Below are 16,879 nucleotides of genomic sequence, written 5' to 3' on the forward strand. Positions count from 1 at the left end.
CGTTCGAGTCTCGGAAGAAAGAGGCCTGGTCAGCCGATGTGGCGTGACAGGCGGGCGGACATCCGGGGCTTCAGTTCGCCGTCGGCGGTGACGCGCTCCTCGACGTAGGCGAGGTCGCCGCCGTCGACGATGCCGTAGAGGCGCTTGGCGCCACCGACGACCTCACCGGACTTGGTGCGGATCACGACGTCGGTCGCGAGCTCCCACGAGGACTGGGTGAGTGCGGTGCCGTAGTACAGCTCGACGACGCCGGAGCTGTGCGTCAGCAGCAGTTCGAGCGTCTCGGGATCGTCGCTGTCGGGCGCGCCCGTTCCGGACACGCGCCAGAAGCCGCTCTCGCGCCGATCCTCGCCCACGTATTCACCCGAGTCGTCGAGACGCCACGTGCGCGACTCCCACACCAGATACGCGCCGCCGTTGTGCGCGACGGTGATCTGCTGACCGAACGGATAGTCGCCGGTCTCGGGATCGTTGGCCTCACCCTCGCCGCGCCACACACCGACCAAGGGAAGGACGGCGAGCAGGGCAGGGCTCAGGTCGGGGCCGAGCCGCAGGTTCGCGGTGTCCTCGGCGCCCGGCAGCCCGGCCAGGACGGGAAGGTTCAGCTCGGCGGTGGCGCGAGCGCGCTCGGCGGCCCGGGCGATCGCCTCGTCGCCGCTACGCCGCTGGGCGTCCGATCCGTCGTTCGTCACGATCCGTCGGAGACCACGCGGTAGATGGTGTACAGCGCGAACCACGTGATGAGGAGCGCCGCGGCGACCAGCAGGATTTCGAAGAAGATGACCACGCGGTCATTCTAGACAACCCCTTTTCCGGTACGACGAAGGGCTCTGCTCCTGGTGGAGCAGAGCCCTTCGTCGGGGTGTTCCGGCCGGATTACTTGGCGACCGTCACGTCCACGTTGTGCACGCCGGGAGCGGTGGGGCTCACGGTGGAGGTGCCGTTGCCGGAGCTCGACAGGGCGCGGATCTTCCAGTCGCCGGGGGCGGCGAAAAAACGGAAGTCGCCGGTCGCCGAGGCGACGACCTCGGCGGTGAACTCGTCGGTGCCGTCGAGCAGGCGCACGAACGCACCGCCCACGGGCTCGCCGTCGGCGTTCAGGACACGGCCGGTGATGACCGTCTCCTTCTCGGTGTCCACGCCGGCGGGCAGGGTCTGGGTTTGGACAGGGGCGCCGCACATGATCAGTTGACCTCCAGTTCGATGGGTGCACCGACGAGCGAGCCGTACTCGACCCAGCTGCCGTCGTAGTTCTTGACGTTCTTCTTGCCGAGGATCTCCTGGAGCACGAACCAGGTGTGGCTCGAGCGCTCACCGATACGGCAGTAGGCGATGGTCTCCTTGCTGTCGTCGAAGCCCTTCTCGGCGTACAGCTTCTCGAGGTCCTCGTCGGACTTGAAGGTGCCGTCCTCGTTGGCGGTGGTGCTCCACGGGATGTTGATGGCGCCGGGGACGTGGCCGCGCTGCTGCGCCTGCTCCTGCGGCAGGTGCGCCGGGGCGAGGATCTTGCCGGAGAACTCGTCGGGCGAACGCACGTCGACGATGTTCTTGGTGCCGATCGAGTCGATGACCTCGTCGCGGAAGGCGCGGATGGAGTAGTCGGGCTCGGCGGCCTTGTACTCGGTGGCCGGGCGGGTGACCTCGTCCTTCGACAGCGGACGGCCGTCGAGCTCCCACTTCTTGCGGCCGCCGTCGATGAGCTTGACGTCCTGGTGGCCGTAGAGCTTGAAGTACCAGTAGGCGTAGGCGGCGAACCAGTTGTTGTTGCCGCCGTAGAGCACGACCGTGTCGTCGTTGGCGATGCCCTTGCGTGAGAGGAGCTCGGAGAACTGCTCACGGTTCAGGAAGTCGCGACGGACGGCGTCCTGCAGGTCCTTGCGCCAGTCGAGCTTGACGGCACCTTCGACGTGGCCGCCGTCGTAGGCGGAGGTGTCCTCGTCGACCTCGACGAAGACGGTCTTCGGCGCAGTGAGGTTCTGCTCTGCCCAGTCGGCGGAGACCAGGACGTCGGAGCGAGCCATGGGTGTTCCTTTCGGTGAGGGAATCCGGGAGGTTTCCGTGACCGGAACCCGTGCGAGGGTCCGTGCCAGGGTGAGGTGTGGGATGTCGAGTTCGGTGACCGCCGGTCAGGCGGGCACGCGACGCATTCGAGCGACCAGCGGGTGGATCCGGCAGCCGAGACACACGCCGAAGGCGGCGTTGAGCAGCGCCGCGAACAGCGCGAAGCCTGCGGCCACCGAGCCCACGACGATGGCGCCGGCGAAGAACGCGACCGTTCCGGCGAGGGCGAAGACGAATCCGACGAGCTGCGCGAACCGCAGCGGCTCCACCGGCTCGGTCTCGATCGGAGCACCGAGTCGGGGAGCGACGAGCCTCGCGAACAGCGCACCGTACGGGCTGCGTCGCGGGCCGAGTGCCGCTCCGAGAGCGAACACGATCGTCTGCAGGGCCAGGATCACGGCCGCTGCGACGGGAGAGAAGGTGGCGACGACCAGGGCGAGGACGAGGACGCCGGTGGTGATCCACGCCGCGAAACGCGGGCCACGGACGTCGACCTGCCTACCGGACGTGCGGGGAGTGGATACGGGCATGGGGAATCTCCTGCTGGATTCTGATTCGCTGGGCGGAGGGTATTCATACGACCGCGGGGCGACGCATCGGTTCGGCGGCATCGGTGCCGCAAGGATCGGGGCCAGCCCGTTGATGCGTTCAGCAGGGACAACAACAGCCACCGAGGCGGCACAGATCGACTGCGCGGCGTCGGGTGAGCATCAGCTCGTGGCGGTTCTGCACGCGGGGGAGTTTAACGCACGTCCCCTCGGGGGTGGACCCCCGGGATCACAACGACGACAGGGCTGTGCGCAGGTCGTCGACGGACGGAACGCCGGACGCGCGGAACCGTTCGCGCCCCTCGCCGTCGAAGACGAAGGTAGTGGGCAGCGACAGCACCCCGAGTTTCCGTGCCAGGACCGGATTTTCGTCGAGATCCAGCTCGACCTCGCGTGCCCGACCGGGATCGCGGGCGAGAACCTGCACGACGACCCGTCGCACGGCCGCGCACGGTCCGCACCACGGCGCGGAGAAATGCAGGACCACCGGTACGCCGTCACCGACACCCGCTGTGGCCAGCGCGGGATGGAGTTCGTGGGTGCCCGCCGAGGCGCCGGCGCCGGTGGTGCGGAGCTTGCCGGAACGGGTGCGCAGGGCCGTTCCCACCGCCAGTGTGGCGACTATCACGGCCACGAGGACGATCACTGCGATCATGCGGGCGTCTGCACTTCCTGCAGATCGATGACAACGTCGCGGGCCTCGCCCTCGATGACGATCCGGGAGCCCCGCGCCTCGACGAAGGTGGGCCGCACGCCGAACGGCAGATTCTGCGGCTCGATCGTCGTCGTGAACAGTCCGAGCACCGCCGGCTTCAGGACGTCGGGAACCGAGAAGTCGGCGCGTCCCTCGGGGCCGAAGTAGAGATCCGACGCGACGATGTGGACGCGGTCGCCGTCGAGCACCAGATCGGCCTGGACACTCACCGTCGCATCCACCGGTCCGACCGGCACCGTCCCCGTGAGGACGACCCCGCCGGCGGTCGTCGGACCGGACCCGCCGGATCCGCCCGTCCCGTCGGACTTGCTCGCCGGGGGAGCGGAAACCTGCAGGTCGGGGATGCCGTAGAGCTGTCCGAGCTCGGTGGCGTCGAGCATGACGCGGCCGTACAGCAGGTCGACGGGCACCGACCGGATCGACCCGTCGAGCAGCTCACCGGCCTCGGCGTGCGCACCGATCAGATTGGCCTCGACCGTGATGTCCCCGAGCAGATCGGTGTGGACGTTGTCGGCCACGATCTCGACGTTCTCGTAGTGACCGTCGCGGGCCTGGAGGAGGAAGGGGAAGCCGTGGATGGTCACCGCCGGATCGGATTCGAGAACGCCACCCTCCCGCAGCGCACGCGAGACGCGGTATTCCGACCACGCCGCCGCGCCGAAGTCGGCGAGGACTGCGAGTCCGAGCAGGACTACGAGACCGAAGATCAGTTTGCGCACGCCCACCATTGTGTCGGACGCGCCGTCGGTCGGGCCGCGCCGTCCGCTCCGAGGCCGTCCACGGAATTCTCGTGCTTACATAGCGGTAACAATCGGGGCGTTAGTCTGTTGCACGACGTTTACGACCCCTATCCGCGCTGGTCGCGCGAAGAACTGGAGGCCCGGTGGAGCTGCTCCTTCTGACCTCCGACCCGAATCCGGATGCGGTCCTGCCGTCCTTGGCGCTGCTCCCGCATTCGGTCAGGCCGGCTCCTACAGAAGTTTCGTCGCTGCTCGAGGCGGGTTCGGCGGATATCGCCATCGTCGATGCCCGCTCCGATCTCGCGGCCGCGCGAGGACTGTGCCGACTGCTCGGCAGCACCGGGTCGGCATTGCCCGTCGTCGCCGTGCTCACCGAAGGCGGACTCGTGGCCGTCAACCCCGAATGGGGACTCGACGACATCCTGCTGTCCAGCACCGGACCGGCCGAGCTCGACGCGCGCCTGCGCCTGCTCATGGGCCGCTCAGGTGTCGCGGTGGGACCGGAGAACACCGGCAAGATCACTCTCGGGGAACTCACGATCGACGAGGGCACCTACACCGCCCGCCTGCGCGGACGTCCCCTCGACCTCACCTACAAGGAGTTCGAACTCCTCAAGTACCTCGCCCAGCACGCGGGTCGGGTGTTCACCCGCGCCCAGCTGCTGCAGGAGGTCTGGGGTTACGACTTCTTCGGTGGTACCCGCACCGTCGACGTCCACGTCCGACGTCTGCGAGCGAAACTCGGCCCCGAGCACGAAGCGCTGATCGGAACGGTCCGCAACGTCGGCTACAAGGCGGTGCGTCCTTCCAACCGCGTGGGCAAGGGTGGCAATGCCACTCCCGATGTCGACGACGACGATGTGGACGACACGCTTCTCGACGACCCCCGTGCGGAGGAATCCGGCGCGGGTGACTCGGGCGCAGGGGAGTCCGGGGCACAATTCGTTCCGTGAGCACCGATACGGAATTCGTCGACCACCCGTCCACCGACCACGCCGAAGCCGTACGCGCCGTGGTGTCGCGGGCGACGCAGACCGACGGCACCGCGCCGATCTCCGAACAGGCGGTGCACTCCCTCGGACGGGAGGGCGCGGCCCGGCATCTCGTCGCGTTCGGAGAGGACGGTGAGGTCGCGGGCTACGCGAACGTCGTGTCTGCTCAGGACGGTCATCCGGCGATGGCAGAGGTGGTCGTCGACCCGCCGCAGCGCGGGCACGGACTCGGCCGCGAGCTCGTCGACCGTGCACTCACCGAGGGCGGCGACGGCACCCGCGTGTGGGCACACGGCGACCTGCCCGCCGCGCAGGCGGTGGCGCGCCGTCTCGGTCTGACCGGTGTCCGCGAACTCCTGCAGTTGCGTCGATCCCTCGAGCAGGACGATCTTCCCGCCCTCGAGGTGCCCGACTCGGTGCTGCTGCGCACCTACGGCGGCCCGCAGGACGACGACGAACTGCTCCGCGTCAACGCGGCGGCCTTCGAGTGGCATCCCGAGCAGGGGCGTTGGACGGCCGCCGACGTGGAGGAACGCCGACGCGAGTCGTGGTTCGATCCCGAAGGCCTGTTCCTCGCGTTCGATCCCGCCGAGCCCGACAAGCTGCTCGGATTCCACTGGACCAAGGTGCACCCGGCCACGGCGTCCGACCCGCAGCTCGGCGAGGTCTACGTCGTGGGTATCGACTCGTCCGCGCAGGGCAGAGGGCTCGGTCGCCTGCTCACCCTCGCGGGTCTGCACTATCTGCGCGATCGGGGTCTGCCCGGTGTCCTGCTCTACGTCGAGGGCGACAACACCGCGGCGTTGAACACCTACGGCAAACTCGGCTTCGAGCGGTTCCACGTGGACGTCGCCTACGCCCGGGCGTGACCCTCTCCGATCGGGTGGACGAACGGCGTGAAGGGTGGACTCTGCCACCCGACACGCCGATCGCGGTCAGGATTCGAGTGATGGTCGCAACACCATCGCCAGGTGTATCCGGCGTGTTCATCCGGCGTTAACCCTCGGTAGTCCGAGTGTCCACCGTCTCCTCCTAACTTCACTAGCGGGTCGAGTGCCGCAGACCCGGCGCCGGCGTCGCCAGCGCCTCGATGCCGCCGCCGCTCGGCGCCGCGGTCGTGTGAAGTTACTTCCGGAGGAGAACAGGTGAACCTCAAGCGCAATGGCGCCCTGCTCGGTGTTGTGGCCGCTGGAGCCCTCACGCTCGCCGCGTGCGGTACCGACAACAATGCCGGGTCGGTCGACGTCGATGCGTCCGCGTCCGCTGCAGCCTGCGACGGCAAGTCCAACCTCTCGGGTGCCGGCTCGTCGGCCCAGAAGAACGCGATGGACCAGTTCGTCTCCACCTACATCGCGGTGTGCTCCGAGAAGGGCACGAACGTCAACGTCGCGTACAACCCCACCGGTTCCGGTGACGGCCGCACGCAGTTCATCGCGAACCAGATCGATTTCGCCGGCTCGGACTCGGCCATCAAGGACGAGCAGGCGGCACAGGCCGCCGAGCGTTGCGCCGGCAATCCCGCATGGAACCTGCCGCTGGTCTTCGGCCCGGTCGCACTGGCCTACAACGTCGAGGGTGTCGACGAGCTCGTGCTGAACGCCGAGACGGCCGCGAAGATCTTCAACGGCTCGATCACCACGTGGAACGATCCGGCCATCGCCGCTCTCAACGAGAGCGCTGAGCTTCCCGACGCGAACATCACCCCGATCGTGCGCTCGGACTCGTCGGGCACCACCGACAACTTCCAGCAGTACCTCGAGACCGCGTCGAACGGCGCATGGACCTCCGGTGCCGGTTCGGACTTCACCGGCGGTGTCGGTGAGGGCGCGAAGGGTTCTGCGGGTGTCGCGCAGGCCGTCTCCGGCTCGCCGAACTCCATCACCTACGTCGAGAAGTCCTTCGCCGACCAGAACGGTTTGAGCATCGCGCAGATCGACAACGGCTCCGGACCCGTCGAGCTGACCGAGGAGACCGCCGGCAAGGCCATCGAGGGCGCCGAGTTCGTCCCGGCCTCCGAGGGCGACCTCACGCTCGACCTGTCGTCGATCTTCGGCAGCTCCGAAGAGGGTGCCTACCCGCTGGTGCTGGCCACCTACGAGATCGTGTGCTCGGCCGGCTACGACGCCGACACCGCCGCGGCCGTCAAGTCGTTCCTGATCTCCGCCACCAACGAGGGCCAGGAAGGCCTGTCCGAGCAGGGCTACGTCCCGCTGCCCGACGCCTTCAAGACCCGCCTCACCGAGTCGATCGACGCCATCGCCGCCGGATGACCCGCCGATCCCTCGGTCCGGTGAGTAACCGAGGGATCATCGACCCGCCCGTTCCTGAGGAATACGCTGAGAAGGATTGCGAGCGCACATGAGTGACGCGCACAACACGTCGGTCTCTATCGCGACCGACGAACCGACCCGCTCAGGAACGGGCGGTGCAACCGGCATTACGGAGGACACGATCAGCACCCCACCCCCATCCCCGGACAGGGCACGCAAGACAGTCGTGCGGCCGGGAGACAGAATCTTCGGCTCGCTCGCCTCCGGCTCCGCCGTCCTGATCTCCGTGATCATCGGCGCGATCGCAGTCTTCCTCGTCTGGCGTGCCGTACCGGCGCTGCAGCGCAACCAGGTCAACTTCCTCACCAGCCGTGACTGGATCACGCAGGACATCACCGACATGGCGTTCGGTGTCCTCGACCTGTTCCAGGTGACGGTGCTCGTCTCCTTCTTCGCGCTGTTCCTCGCCATGCCGGTCGCGCTGGGCATCGCGATCTTCCTCACCTCGTACTGCCCCGACCGGCTCCGGAAACCGCTGGCGTATGTCATCGACCTGCTCGCCGCGGTCCCGTCGATCGTCTACGGCCTGTGGGGCATGCTCGTCCTCGCCCCGTTCCTGCGCCCCGTCGCGGAATGGCTCAATACCACCCTCGCCTGGTTCCCGCTCTTCGCCACCGGCAGCGGGTCCATCGTGGGCGGCGGAACGATCTTCACCGCCGGCATCGTCCTCGCCGTAATGATCCTGCCGACCATCGCCGCGGTGAGCCGCGAGGTGTTCGTGCAGACCCCGACGGCCCACATCGAGGGCGCGCTCGCACTCGGCGCGACCCGCTGGGAGGTCGTGCGGACTACCGTCATCCCGTTCGGCAAGTCCGGCTACATCAGCGGTTCGATGCTCGGTCTCGGCCGCGCGCTCGGCGAGACGATGGCGCTGTACCTCATCCTGCGCACCACCTCGGAGGCGTTCTCCTGGTCGCTGTTCGACGGCGGCGCGACCATCGCGTCCAAGATTGCGCTGGGATACGCCGAATTCAACAACGACATCCAGGCGGGCGCCTACATCGCCGCCGGTCTCGTGCTCTTCGTGCTCACCTTCGTGGTCAACGCCGCCGCGCGCATGATCGTCGCAGGAAAGAAGGACTGATCCATGTCGACCACCACCACGTCGACCACCGCGCTCTCCTCGCCGGTCAAGCCTCCGGCCTTCCAGCGGGTCAGCGGGCGTCGCCGCATCAAGGACACCGCAGCCACCGTGCTCGTCACGCTGTCGGTCGTCGTCGCGCTGATTCCCCTGGCCTGGGTGCTGTTCACCGTAGTCGCCAAGGGCCTGCCGGCCCTGACCTCGCCGACCTGGTTCACGCACTCGCTGAGCGGACTGACGTCCTCGTCGATGGGCGGCGGCATCTACCACGCCCTCGTCGGCACCCTCCTGCAGGGACTCGTCTGCGCGATCATCTCCATCCCGCTCGGCGTCTTCGTTGCGATCTACCTCGTCGAGTACGCCGGCCGGTCGCGGCTCGGCCGGATCACGACGTTCATGGTCGACATCCTCAGCGGTGTCCCATCGATCGTCGCGGCACTGTTCATCTACGCACTGTGGGTGTCGACCTTCGGGATGCCCAAGTCGGGCTTCGCGGTGTCGCTCGCGCTCGTTCTGCTCATGGTGCCGGTGGTCGTGCGCAGCACCGAGGAGATGCTGCGCATCGTCCCGCAGGACCTGCGCGAAGCGTCCTACGCCCTCGGTGTCCCCAAGTGGAAGACCATCGCGCGCATCGTGCTGCCCACCTCGCTCGCCGGCATCATCACCGGCATCATGCTCGCCCTGGCCCGCGTCATGGGCGAGACGGCGCCGCTGCTGATCCTCGTCGGGTACGCGCCCTTCATCAATCTCGACCTGTTCGGCGGTGAGCAAGGCACCCTCCCGGGCGTCATGGTCGCCGAGATGAACAACCCGACCGACGCCGGTTCGCAGCGCATCTGGGGCGCCGCGCTCACCCTGATCCTGGTCATCGCGGTCCTCAACATCGCGGCCAAGTTGATCAGCCGGTACTCGCAGGTCGGCAAGAAGTAACCCACAGACCTCTTCTCACATCGATACACCAGTAGGGAGCCGGTAATGGCTAAGCGTCTGGATCTCAAGGACGTCAACATCTACTACGGCAAGTTCCACGCCGTGGCCGACGTGACGCTGTCCGTGCCGCCGCGGAACGTCACCGCCTTCATCGGCCCATCCGGTTGCGGCAAGTCCACCGTGCTCCGGTCGATCAACCGCATGCACGAGGTGACGCCCGGCGCCCGTGTCGAGGGATCCATCCTCCTCGACGGCGAGGACATCTACGATCAGAACGTCGACCCGGTCGGTGTGCGCAAGACGATCGGCATGGTCTTCCAGCGTCCCAACCCGTTCCCCACGATGTCGATCCGCGACAACGTCGTCGCCGGCCTCAAGCTGCAGGGTGTGCGCGACCGGAAGACCCTCGACGAGATCGCCGAGAAGTCGCTGCGCGGCGCCAACCTGTGGAACGAGGTCAAGGACCGTCTCGACAAGCCGGGCGGTGGCCTCTCCGGTGGTCAGCAGCAGCGTCTGTGCATCGCCCGCGCCATCGCGGTCCAGCCCGACGTGCTGCTCATGGACGAGCCGTGCTCGGCCCTCGACCCCATCTCGACGCTGGCCATCGAGGACCTGATCGGTGAGCTGAAGAAGGACTTCACCATCGTCATCGTCACGCACAACATGCAGCAGGCCGCGCGCGTGAGCGACCAGACGGCCTTCTTCAACCTCGAGGCGACCGGCCGCCCGGGTGGTCTGGTGGAGATCGACGACACCGAGAAGATCTTCTCGAACCCGAGCAAGAAGGCCACCGAGGACTACATCTCCGGCCGCTTCGGCTGAGCCGCCACTACCTACACGAGACCCCGACCGGATCCGTCCGGTCGGGGTCTCGTCGTTCGTGTGCTTACTGCACTCGACAGTCGTGGGCTCAGGGGTTCTGCGCTCGGTGGTGCTCCGGGTAGACGGTCAGACTGTCCACCTTCTCCACGAGCTGACGGATCTCCTCCTCGGTGGGGAGCTTGCCGGTCACGAGGAAGATGACGCGGCGGCCCACCTCGACGGCGTGATCGGCGAACCGCTCGTAGAAGCGGCCGAGCAGGGCGACGTCGACGGCGGCTGCGACGCCGTGCGCCCATTCGCGGTCCATGAGCACGGTGAAAAGGTGTCGGTGCAGATCGTCCATCGCCTCGTCCTCGTGGTGGAGGCGGGCGGCCCGGGCGGGATCACGGGTCTCGAGAATCTCCCGTGTGGCGGCACCGAGGGCGACCGCGATCCGTCCCATCTCGGCGAAGTAGCCCTTCACCTCGTCGGGGAGCACATGCTTGGGATGACGTCGGCGGGTCGCCTTCGCGATGTGCAGTGCGAGCGCACCCATGCGGTCGATGTCGGCCACGATCTGGATGCCGCTGACGACGGCACGCAGATCGCCGGCGACCGGACCCTGCAGGGCGAGCAGCTGGAACGCCTTCTCCTCGCAGATCGTGACGAGTTCGGTGATCTTCTCGTGCTCGTCGATCACCTGCTCGGCGAGAGCGAGATCGGCTTCGAGAAGAGCTCTGGTGGACCGCTCCATCGCGGTCCCGGCGAGCCCGGCCATCTCCCCGAGGAGATCGCCGAGTTCGCCCATCTGTTCGTTGTAGACGACGCGCATAGTGGCACAGCCTACGACCTCGAGCGGTCCGAACGGCGAGCATCGGATGAACCAGAGGTGAACGTCGACGGCCGAACAGTGGTGTCTACGTGCACAGATCGTCGGCGGCGTTGGTGATCGCGAGATCGGCGGGGAGCTCGACCGACGACTCCGACCGGGTCCGGATCTGCATCGGGGCGAGCGGCGTGCCCGCGGGGGTGGGAGCGACGACGGTGCCGTCGAAGCTGGTACCCAGGACGATCTCCACGATGCTGCCCAGCTGGGCCGAGGGCGGAGCCTCCTGCAGCACCGCACCGGGGAAGGCCGAGGCCACCGTCGCAGCGTCGGTCTCCTGTCCTTCGCTGAAGCGGATCACGGTCTGCTTGCTCGTCCCGGAGGCATAGTTGCCGATCGAGTAGACCGGAAAGCCGTAGGCGGCGACCTCCTCGGCGGTGCCGGCCGCCAGCCCGGACAGACCCGACGCGTTCGAGACCTGCACCGACACCGTCGACGGATCGACAGCGAGCTGCGCGGGCAGCGGTTCGGCCGGGGGAGCGGACGCGACCTCCGTCGGGTCCTCCCCCCGCTTCTCACCCGGCAGAGGGAGATCGTCGATGATCGCGGTGAAGATCGCCTTGATGTCGTCCGTGCGCGGGATCTCGTTGCCCCAGTCGTTGGTACCGGCCGTGGGGATGGTCAGGAAGGACACCGCACCCGCCTCGACGTTCTGCATCGAACGCCCGAGTTTGACGAGCGACTCGGCGTTGACGTTCTCGACGAAGGTCGCGCGGGTGAAGGCGCTGATGAAGCCGTTGAGCTTCACGGGATCGAACAGCACCTTGTTCGACAACGTCGAGCGCAGCAGCGACGACAGGAACTTCTGCTGCCGGCTGATCCGGCCGTAGTCGCTGTTGCCCTCCTGGTCGATCTTGCGGGCGCGGACGTAGTCGAGTGCCCGCTTGCCGTCGAGCGTGTGGGTGCCGGGAGTCTCGATCAGGGGACCGAGTTCGTTGTCGTACAACGGTATGGAGGTGCACACCTCGACGCCGCCGATCTCGTCGACCATCGATTCGAAGCCGGCGAAGTCGATGCCCACGAAATGGCCGATCCTCAATCCGGACATCTTCTGGATCACCTTTACCAGGCACTTCGGTCCGCCGAGGGCGTAGGTCGCGTTGAGCTTGTCGCCTTCGGCGGCCGGATAGAGCTCGGAATCGTATTCGCCGGTCGTACTGTCCCATCCGCGACAGACCGGTCGATCGACGTCCAGATCGCGGGGGAACGACACCGCGACCACGCGGCTGCGATCGGCGGGGATGTTGACGAGGATGACGGTGTCGGCACGAGCGCCCTCGGCGTCGTCGGCCGTCCCGGCGCCGATCTCACCGCTCGCACCGGCGCGGGTGTCGGTGCCGATGATCAGATAGGTCTCGTCGCCGGTCTGACCGACCGGGTCGACGATGTCCTCCGACTCGGTGTCCAGCGCGGCGATCTGGGAGAAGCCGGCCTCCGTGGACCGGACGTATCCCCACACCGCACCGTTACAGAGGAGCGCGAGGACCGAGACGAACGCCACCGCCGATCTCGCCGCGAACCTCAGACGCTTCCGCTTGCGCTGTTTGCTCTGCGCGAGCCGGCCGAGAGTCGCGTTGCCCACCGTGCGGGGCCGAGCGGAGCCGTGCGCCTTCTCGTCCGTCGTCCGGTCGTCGTTCTCGTCCTCGGCGGGCGACGCAGCGCCCTCGGGGGACACCGCATCGATCTTGACGGTCGGCTGTTCGTCCGCGATCGGCGGTTGCTGTCGAGGAGGCGTCTGCGGCGGTCTGATGGTCTGCGGCGACCCGGCGGGAGGCACCGGGCGCGAGTCCGCGGGAGGCACCGGGCGTGAGTCCGCGGGAGGCACTGCTCGAGGGGGCTGCGCCGAGGCCGGGGGAGTCGGTACCGGGGGCGGAACGGACGGGGGGCGCGCCATCCGATCGGGAGCCTGGATGTGCGGCGGGACGGGCTTCTCCGGCGGCCGGGGCCGGGACGGCCCCGGGGGCACCCGGGGAGCACCGGGCTGCACCGGGGGGGCGACCGTGGTCGGCGGTCCCGAAGAAGCCGGCGGCACCGGAGGGCTGGGAGGTCCCGACGGAGTCGGCGGCGCAGCCGGAGGCGGCGTCCTGCGCGGGAGTTCCGCTCGACCGGCATCGTCCTCGGTCGCGACGTGCCGGGCGGATTCCGGGTCGCGGGGACGGGCCGGGGGCAACGACGAGGTGGACGTGTGCGGCGGATCGGCCGGGGGCGGATCCGACCGGGGGGACGGATCGGATCGTCGTCCCATCTTGTCGAGCAGTTCGGCGACCGTGAGCTGCTCCGGATCGTCCGAGTCCGCGGCCCGGCGGTTGCGTGCACTCTCGTGGCGACGCGAATCGGGATCGGTGTCGTCGGAGCGGTGCACCCCACCCGAGCGGCTGCGGCGGGACGAGCGGGATTCGCGGTAGCTGCTGTCGGCGATCGGCCGTTCCCAGGGAGCGCGAGGATCCGGGGATCCTGTCTCGTGCTCCTCGTCCACCGATACCTGCTCTTTCCGCGGTCGCACCGCCTCGGATCCGTCGTCGTCCACGTGATCGCTCACCGGCGACCGTCGCGAGGACTCAGCAATGATACTGATCGTCTGTTTCATGTGACGGTGACGCGGCTGTGTCGCACGACATCCACCGGTCGATCCGTCTATCGTCCGGGACTACATGCCGGGACGGGTTACCCGCCCGAGTGCATCATGTCGGCGCCCTCGGGCACGCAAGTGTCCTCGGGATCGTCGAGCCAGCCGTCGGGCAGAGCGACGCTGCTCGGGGAGCCCTGACGTCCCCGCGGGCCTTCGGCATCGGCGGGGAAGGGTACGTCGTGGTCGAGTTTGCCCAGCAGGTCGTCGAGTTCGGCGAGCGTCGACACGCGGGCGAGGCCGTTGCGGATCTCCGAACCCGCAGGGAAACCACGCAGATACCAGGCGATGTGCTTGCGCATGTCGCGCAGACCGCGATCCTCGCCGTGGTGATCGGCGAGCAGTTCGGCGTGCCGCCGCATGATCTGCGTCACCTCACCGAGATTCGGCGGGGTGGGGATCGGGCGACCGCCGAGCGCGGCGCTCAGTTCGGCGAACAACCACGGACGTCCGAGGCAACCGCGACCGACGACGACGCCGTCGCAACCGGTCTGCGCCATCATCTTCTCGGCGTCGGAGGCGTCGAAGATGTCGCCGTTGCCGAGCACGGGCACGTCGGTGACGTGCTCCTTCAGCCGCGCGATTTCGTCCCAGTCGGCCGCTCCGGAGTACCGCTGCGCAGCGGTCCGGGCGTGGAGGGCAACGGCCGCGGCACCCTCAGCGGCCGCGATGCGACCGGCGTCGAGATGTGTGTGGTGCTCGTCGTCGATCCCGATGCGGAACTTGACCGTGACCGGGATGTCGGTGCCCTCGGTCGCGCGGACGGCGGCCGCGACGATCTGCCCGAACAACCGGCGTTTGTAAGGGAGGGCCGACCCTCCGCCCTTGCGGGTCACCTTCGGGACCGGGCATCCGAAGTTCATGTCGATGTGGTCGGCGAGGTTCTCGTCGACGATCATCTTCGCCGCCGCGTAGGTCGTGCCGGGATCGACGGTGTAGAGCTGCAGCGACCGCGGCGTCTCGGTGGGGCCGAAGGTCGTCATGTGCATGGTGACCGGGTGCCGCTCGACGAGGGCGCGGGCGGTGACCATCTCGCAGACGTACAGGCCCGACGTGCTGCCGGCCCGTTCGAGTTCGAGTTCGCGGCACAGCGTGCGGAATGCGACATTCGTCACTCCCGCCATCGGCGCCAGCACGACCGGGCTGTTCAGTTCGAGCGGGCCGATACGGAGGGAAGACATGGGTACCTCTGGAAAACGTTGTGTGACAAAGAAATAGCGTGCCCGTCAGTGATGGGCCGCGGAAACGACTGTGCCCGGCACCGAAAACGGCACCGGGCTACAGGATAACCTCCGCCGGACTCGGGCGGCTGTGTGCATCCGGACTCGGGCGGCTGTGTGCATCCGGACTCAGGCGTGCGCGCCCACCTTCTCGCGCTTGGCAGCCTCGCGGGCGAGGGAGCGATCGCGCATCTCCTCGAACCGCCCCGCCTGACGTTCCAGTTCGTCGAGGAAGTTGCCGAGCTTGTCGAGATCCTGCTGCGCCTCGCTGCCGAGATCTCGCTCGAAGATCCTCCACTTGCGCAGCACCGGCATCACGACGTCGTCGAGGTGCTGACGCAGGTCGTAGATGCCGTGCTTGGCCATCAACACACCGTTGCGACGGAAGTTCGGCATGCCGGCACCCGGCATCTGGAAGTTCTCGAGCACCTCGACGATCGCGGCGAGCGTCTGGGCCGGAGCGATGTCGATCGCCGCGTCGCAGATGTTCCGGTAGAAGATCATGTGCAGGTTCTCGTCGGCGGCGATGCGCTGGAGCATCTTGTCGGCGATCGAGTCGTCGCAGGCACGACCGGTGTTGCGGTGCGACACGCGGGTCGCGAGCTCCTGGAAGGTCACGTAGGCGACGGAGTGGAGCATGCCAGTCGAGTTGGGGGACGCGAAGCCGTTCGTCATGTGCTCCATGCGGGCGTTCTCGAGTGCGACGGGATCGACACCGCGCGTGACGACCAGGTAGTCGCGCATGACGATGCCGTGGCGGTTCTCCTCCGCGGTCCACCGGCCGACCCAGGTGCCCCAGGCGCCGTCGCGCGAGAAGCTCTCGGCGATCTCCCGGTGGTAGGAGGGCAGGTTGTCCTCGGTGAGGAGGTTGGTGATCATGGCAGCCTTGGCGACCTCGTCGAGCTTCGACTGCTCGGGTTCCCAGTCGACACCGCCCATCGCGGCGAAGTTCCGGCCCTCGTCCCACGGCACGTAGTCGTGGGGGTGCCAGTCCTTCGCCATCGCGAGATGCCGGTTGAGGTTCGCCTCGGCCACAGGCTCCAGCTCTCGCAGCAGCTCCAGTTGAGTCAGGACTCGCGTCATACTCTTCTACCCCTCACATCGTGTCCGTGTATTCCGCCGGCCTACGGAGGAGGGGAGCCCGGCCGTTCGTCGCCGCGGCACGCGGTGCACCGGTGGCCCCCCACATTCGCCCGGATCACGGTACAGGTCCGAGCGGCTCGAGGACAGTACCGTCCCGCTCGTGCCTTATCACACGGACGAGCGGAACGTGCGGTTCCGGAGGGTTTCAGCGCTTACCTCCACCGAGAAGTCCCCCGAGGAGACCGCCGAGTCCACCACCCGAACTGCCGCCGAGCACGCTGCCGAGGACGTCGCCGATCCCACCGCCGGAGCCGACCGATCCACCACCGGCGTTCTTCAGCAGACCCCCGAGGAGATCGGCGAGACCTCCGCCCTGCGGAGCGCTCGCGGTGTTCGTTCCCGCACCGCCACCGATCTGCTTGGCGAGATAGGACAGCACGATGGGGGCGATGATCGGCAGGACCTTGGCGATCAGATCGTTCCCACCGGCGCCGTTCACGGAACCGAGGGTCGAGATCACCTGATCCTTCTTGTCGCCGAAGACATTGGAGACGATCCTGTCGCCGTCCTCGGTGTCGATCCCGTCGACGTCGACCTGACCCTCGGCGAGGTTCGACTCGGAGTGCTTGCCCAGCGCGGAGAGCAGCGAGGCCGCCCCGGTCGGATTCTGGGCGTTGGCGTCGAGACCACCGACGAGGGTGGGGAGTGCGGCGCGGACGGCCGTCTCCGCCGTCGCGTTGTCGACACCGAGTCGCTGCGCCACCTGGTCGACGGGAATGCGGGACATCAGATCGTCGAGACTTGCCATCGTTCCTGCCTTGACTCGTGGGTGGCCCGAAGTGGCCACCCGGTGCCGAGAGGGTATC

The 16,879-nt window shown here is 67.8% G+C and carries 18 protein-coding genes; 6 read left to right on the top strand and 12 right to left on the bottom strand.

Translation table 11 applies throughout. The annotated features are described in order from the left end of the window. Nucleotides 1–29: 29 nt before the first annotated feature. The 7 genes from ACQR3U_RS03475 to ACQR3U_RS03505 form a co-directional block, all read right to left on the bottom strand. Entirely contained in the window at nt 30–692 is a 663-nt protein-coding gene (locus tag ACQR3U_RS03475) for an FABP family protein (protein ID WP_006551803.1), read from the bottom strand. A 184-nt stretch (nt 693–876) separates the two neighbouring features. Then, complete coding sequence (locus ACQR3U_RS03480) at nt 877–1,182, bottom strand: DUF1416 domain-containing protein (RefSeq protein WP_006551801.1); 306 nt, start codon at nt 1,180–1,182, stop codon at nt 877–879. Nucleotides 1,183–1,184: 2 nt separating this feature from the next. Beyond that, nucleotides 1,185–2,021 carry a sulfurtransferase gene (locus ACQR3U_RS03485; protein ID WP_006551800.1) on the bottom strand — a complete coding sequence of 279 codons (837 nt, stop codon included), beginning with the start codon at nt 2,019–2,021 and terminating at the stop codon, nt 1,185–1,187. 105 nt (nt 2,022–2,126) lie between these two features. After that, on the bottom strand, nt 2,127–2,591 hold the full coding sequence (locus ACQR3U_RS03490) for a DUF4395 domain-containing protein (protein ID WP_230809708.1): 465 nt from the start codon (nt 2,589–2,591) through the stop codon (nt 2,127–2,129). A 118-nt stretch (nt 2,592–2,709) separates the two neighbouring features. Next, nucleotides 2,710–2,793: a putative leader peptide gene (locus tag ACQR3U_RS03495; protein WP_363887211.1), complete on the bottom strand. Its 84-nt coding sequence runs from the start codon at nt 2,791–2,793 to the stop codon at nt 2,710–2,712. A 45-nt stretch (nt 2,794–2,838) separates the two neighbouring features. Then, a complete protein-coding gene (locus ACQR3U_RS03500; protein WP_230809709.1) occupies nt 2,839–3,264 on the bottom strand; it encodes a thioredoxin family protein in 426 nt (141 codons plus the stop codon). Then, nucleotides 3,261–4,043 carry an LmeA family phospholipid-binding protein gene (locus ACQR3U_RS03505; protein ID WP_081364962.1) on the bottom strand — a complete coding sequence of 261 codons (783 nt, stop codon included), beginning with the start codon at nt 4,041–4,043 and terminating at the stop codon, nt 3,261–3,263. The genes ACQR3U_RS03500 and ACQR3U_RS03505 overlap by 4 nt, the downstream gene beginning before the upstream one ends. A 164-nt stretch (nt 4,044–4,207) precedes the next feature. On the opposite strand from ACQR3U_RS03505, the gene ACQR3U_RS03510 reads away from it, so the two are divergent. The 6 genes from ACQR3U_RS03510 to pstB all read left to right on the top strand — a co-directional run bounded on the left by ACQR3U_RS03510 (nt 4,208) and on the right by pstB (nt 10,219). Beyond that, nucleotides 4,208–5,017 carry a winged helix-turn-helix transcriptional regulator gene (locus tag ACQR3U_RS03510; RefSeq protein ID WP_024103019.1) on the top strand — a complete coding sequence of 270 codons (810 nt, stop codon included), beginning with the start codon at nt 4,208–4,210 and terminating at the stop codon, nt 5,015–5,017. Beyond that, nucleotides 5,014–5,925, top strand: a complete 912-nt coding sequence (mshD, locus tag ACQR3U_RS03515; protein ID WP_230809710.1) for a mycothiol synthase — start codon at nt 5,014–5,016, stop codon at nt 5,923–5,925. Before ACQR3U_RS03510 ends, mshD begins: the two co-directional genes overlap by 4 nt. 276 nt (nt 5,926–6,201) lie before the next feature. Next, a complete protein-coding gene (gene pstS, locus ACQR3U_RS03520) occupies nt 6,202–7,326 on the top strand; it encodes a phosphate ABC transporter substrate-binding protein PstS (RefSeq protein ID WP_230809711.1) in 1,125 nt (374 codons plus the stop codon). Between the two features lie 88 nt (nt 7,327–7,414). Beyond that, nucleotides 7,415–8,470: a phosphate ABC transporter permease subunit PstC gene (pstC, locus tag ACQR3U_RS03525; RefSeq protein WP_230809712.1), complete on the top strand. Its 1,056-nt coding sequence runs from the start codon at nt 7,415–7,417 to the stop codon at nt 8,468–8,470. A 3-nt stretch (nt 8,471–8,473) separates the two neighbouring features. Next, nucleotides 8,474–9,397, top strand: a complete 924-nt coding sequence (gene pstA / locus ACQR3U_RS03530; protein WP_006551792.1) for a phosphate ABC transporter permease PstA — start codon at nt 8,474–8,476, stop codon at nt 9,395–9,397. A gap of 45 nt (nt 9,398–9,442) precedes the next feature. Next, nucleotides 9,443–10,219: a phosphate ABC transporter ATP-binding protein PstB gene (pstB, locus tag ACQR3U_RS03535; protein ID WP_006551791.1), complete on the top strand. Its 777-nt coding sequence runs from the start codon at nt 9,443–9,445 to the stop codon at nt 10,217–10,219. Between the two features lie 88 nt (nt 10,220–10,307). Here pstB and phoU read toward each other — a convergent pair whose 3' ends face one another. The 5 genes from phoU to ACQR3U_RS03560 all read right to left on the bottom strand — a co-directional run bounded on the left by phoU (nt 10,308) and on the right by ACQR3U_RS03560 (nt 16,821). Next, nucleotides 10,308–11,030: a phosphate signaling complex protein PhoU gene (gene phoU / locus ACQR3U_RS03540; RefSeq protein ID WP_006551790.1), complete on the bottom strand. Its 723-nt coding sequence runs from the start codon at nt 11,028–11,030 to the stop codon at nt 10,308–10,310. A gap of 85 nt (nt 11,031–11,115) precedes the next feature. Then, nucleotides 11,116–12,978 carry an LCP family protein gene (locus ACQR3U_RS03545; protein ID WP_230809817.1) on the bottom strand — a complete coding sequence of 621 codons (1,863 nt, stop codon included), beginning with the start codon at nt 12,976–12,978 and terminating at the stop codon, nt 11,116–11,118. A gap of 770 nt (nt 12,979–13,748) precedes the next feature. Further along, on the bottom strand, nt 13,749–14,891 hold the full coding sequence (gene dusB / locus ACQR3U_RS03550) for a tRNA dihydrouridine synthase DusB (protein ID WP_024103024.1): 1,143 nt from the start codon (nt 14,889–14,891) through the stop codon (nt 13,749–13,751). A gap of 168 nt (nt 14,892–15,059) precedes the next feature. Beyond that, complete coding sequence (locus tag ACQR3U_RS03555) at nt 15,060–16,013, bottom strand: acyl-ACP desaturase (protein WP_230809713.1); 954 nt, start codon at nt 16,011–16,013, stop codon at nt 15,060–15,062. Between the two features lie 205 nt (nt 16,014–16,218). Continuing rightward, nucleotides 16,219–16,821: a DUF937 domain-containing protein gene (locus ACQR3U_RS03560; RefSeq protein ID WP_019290016.1), complete on the bottom strand. Its 603-nt coding sequence runs from the start codon at nt 16,819–16,821 to the stop codon at nt 16,219–16,221. Nucleotides 16,822–16,879: the final 58 nt, after the last annotated feature.

Origin of the sequence: Rhodococcus sp. IEGM1339, assembly GCF_050321925.1 — a bacterium.
Classification (GTDB): Bacteria; Actinomycetota; Actinomycetes; order Mycobacteriales; family Mycobacteriaceae; genus Rhodococcus; species Rhodococcus pyridinivorans.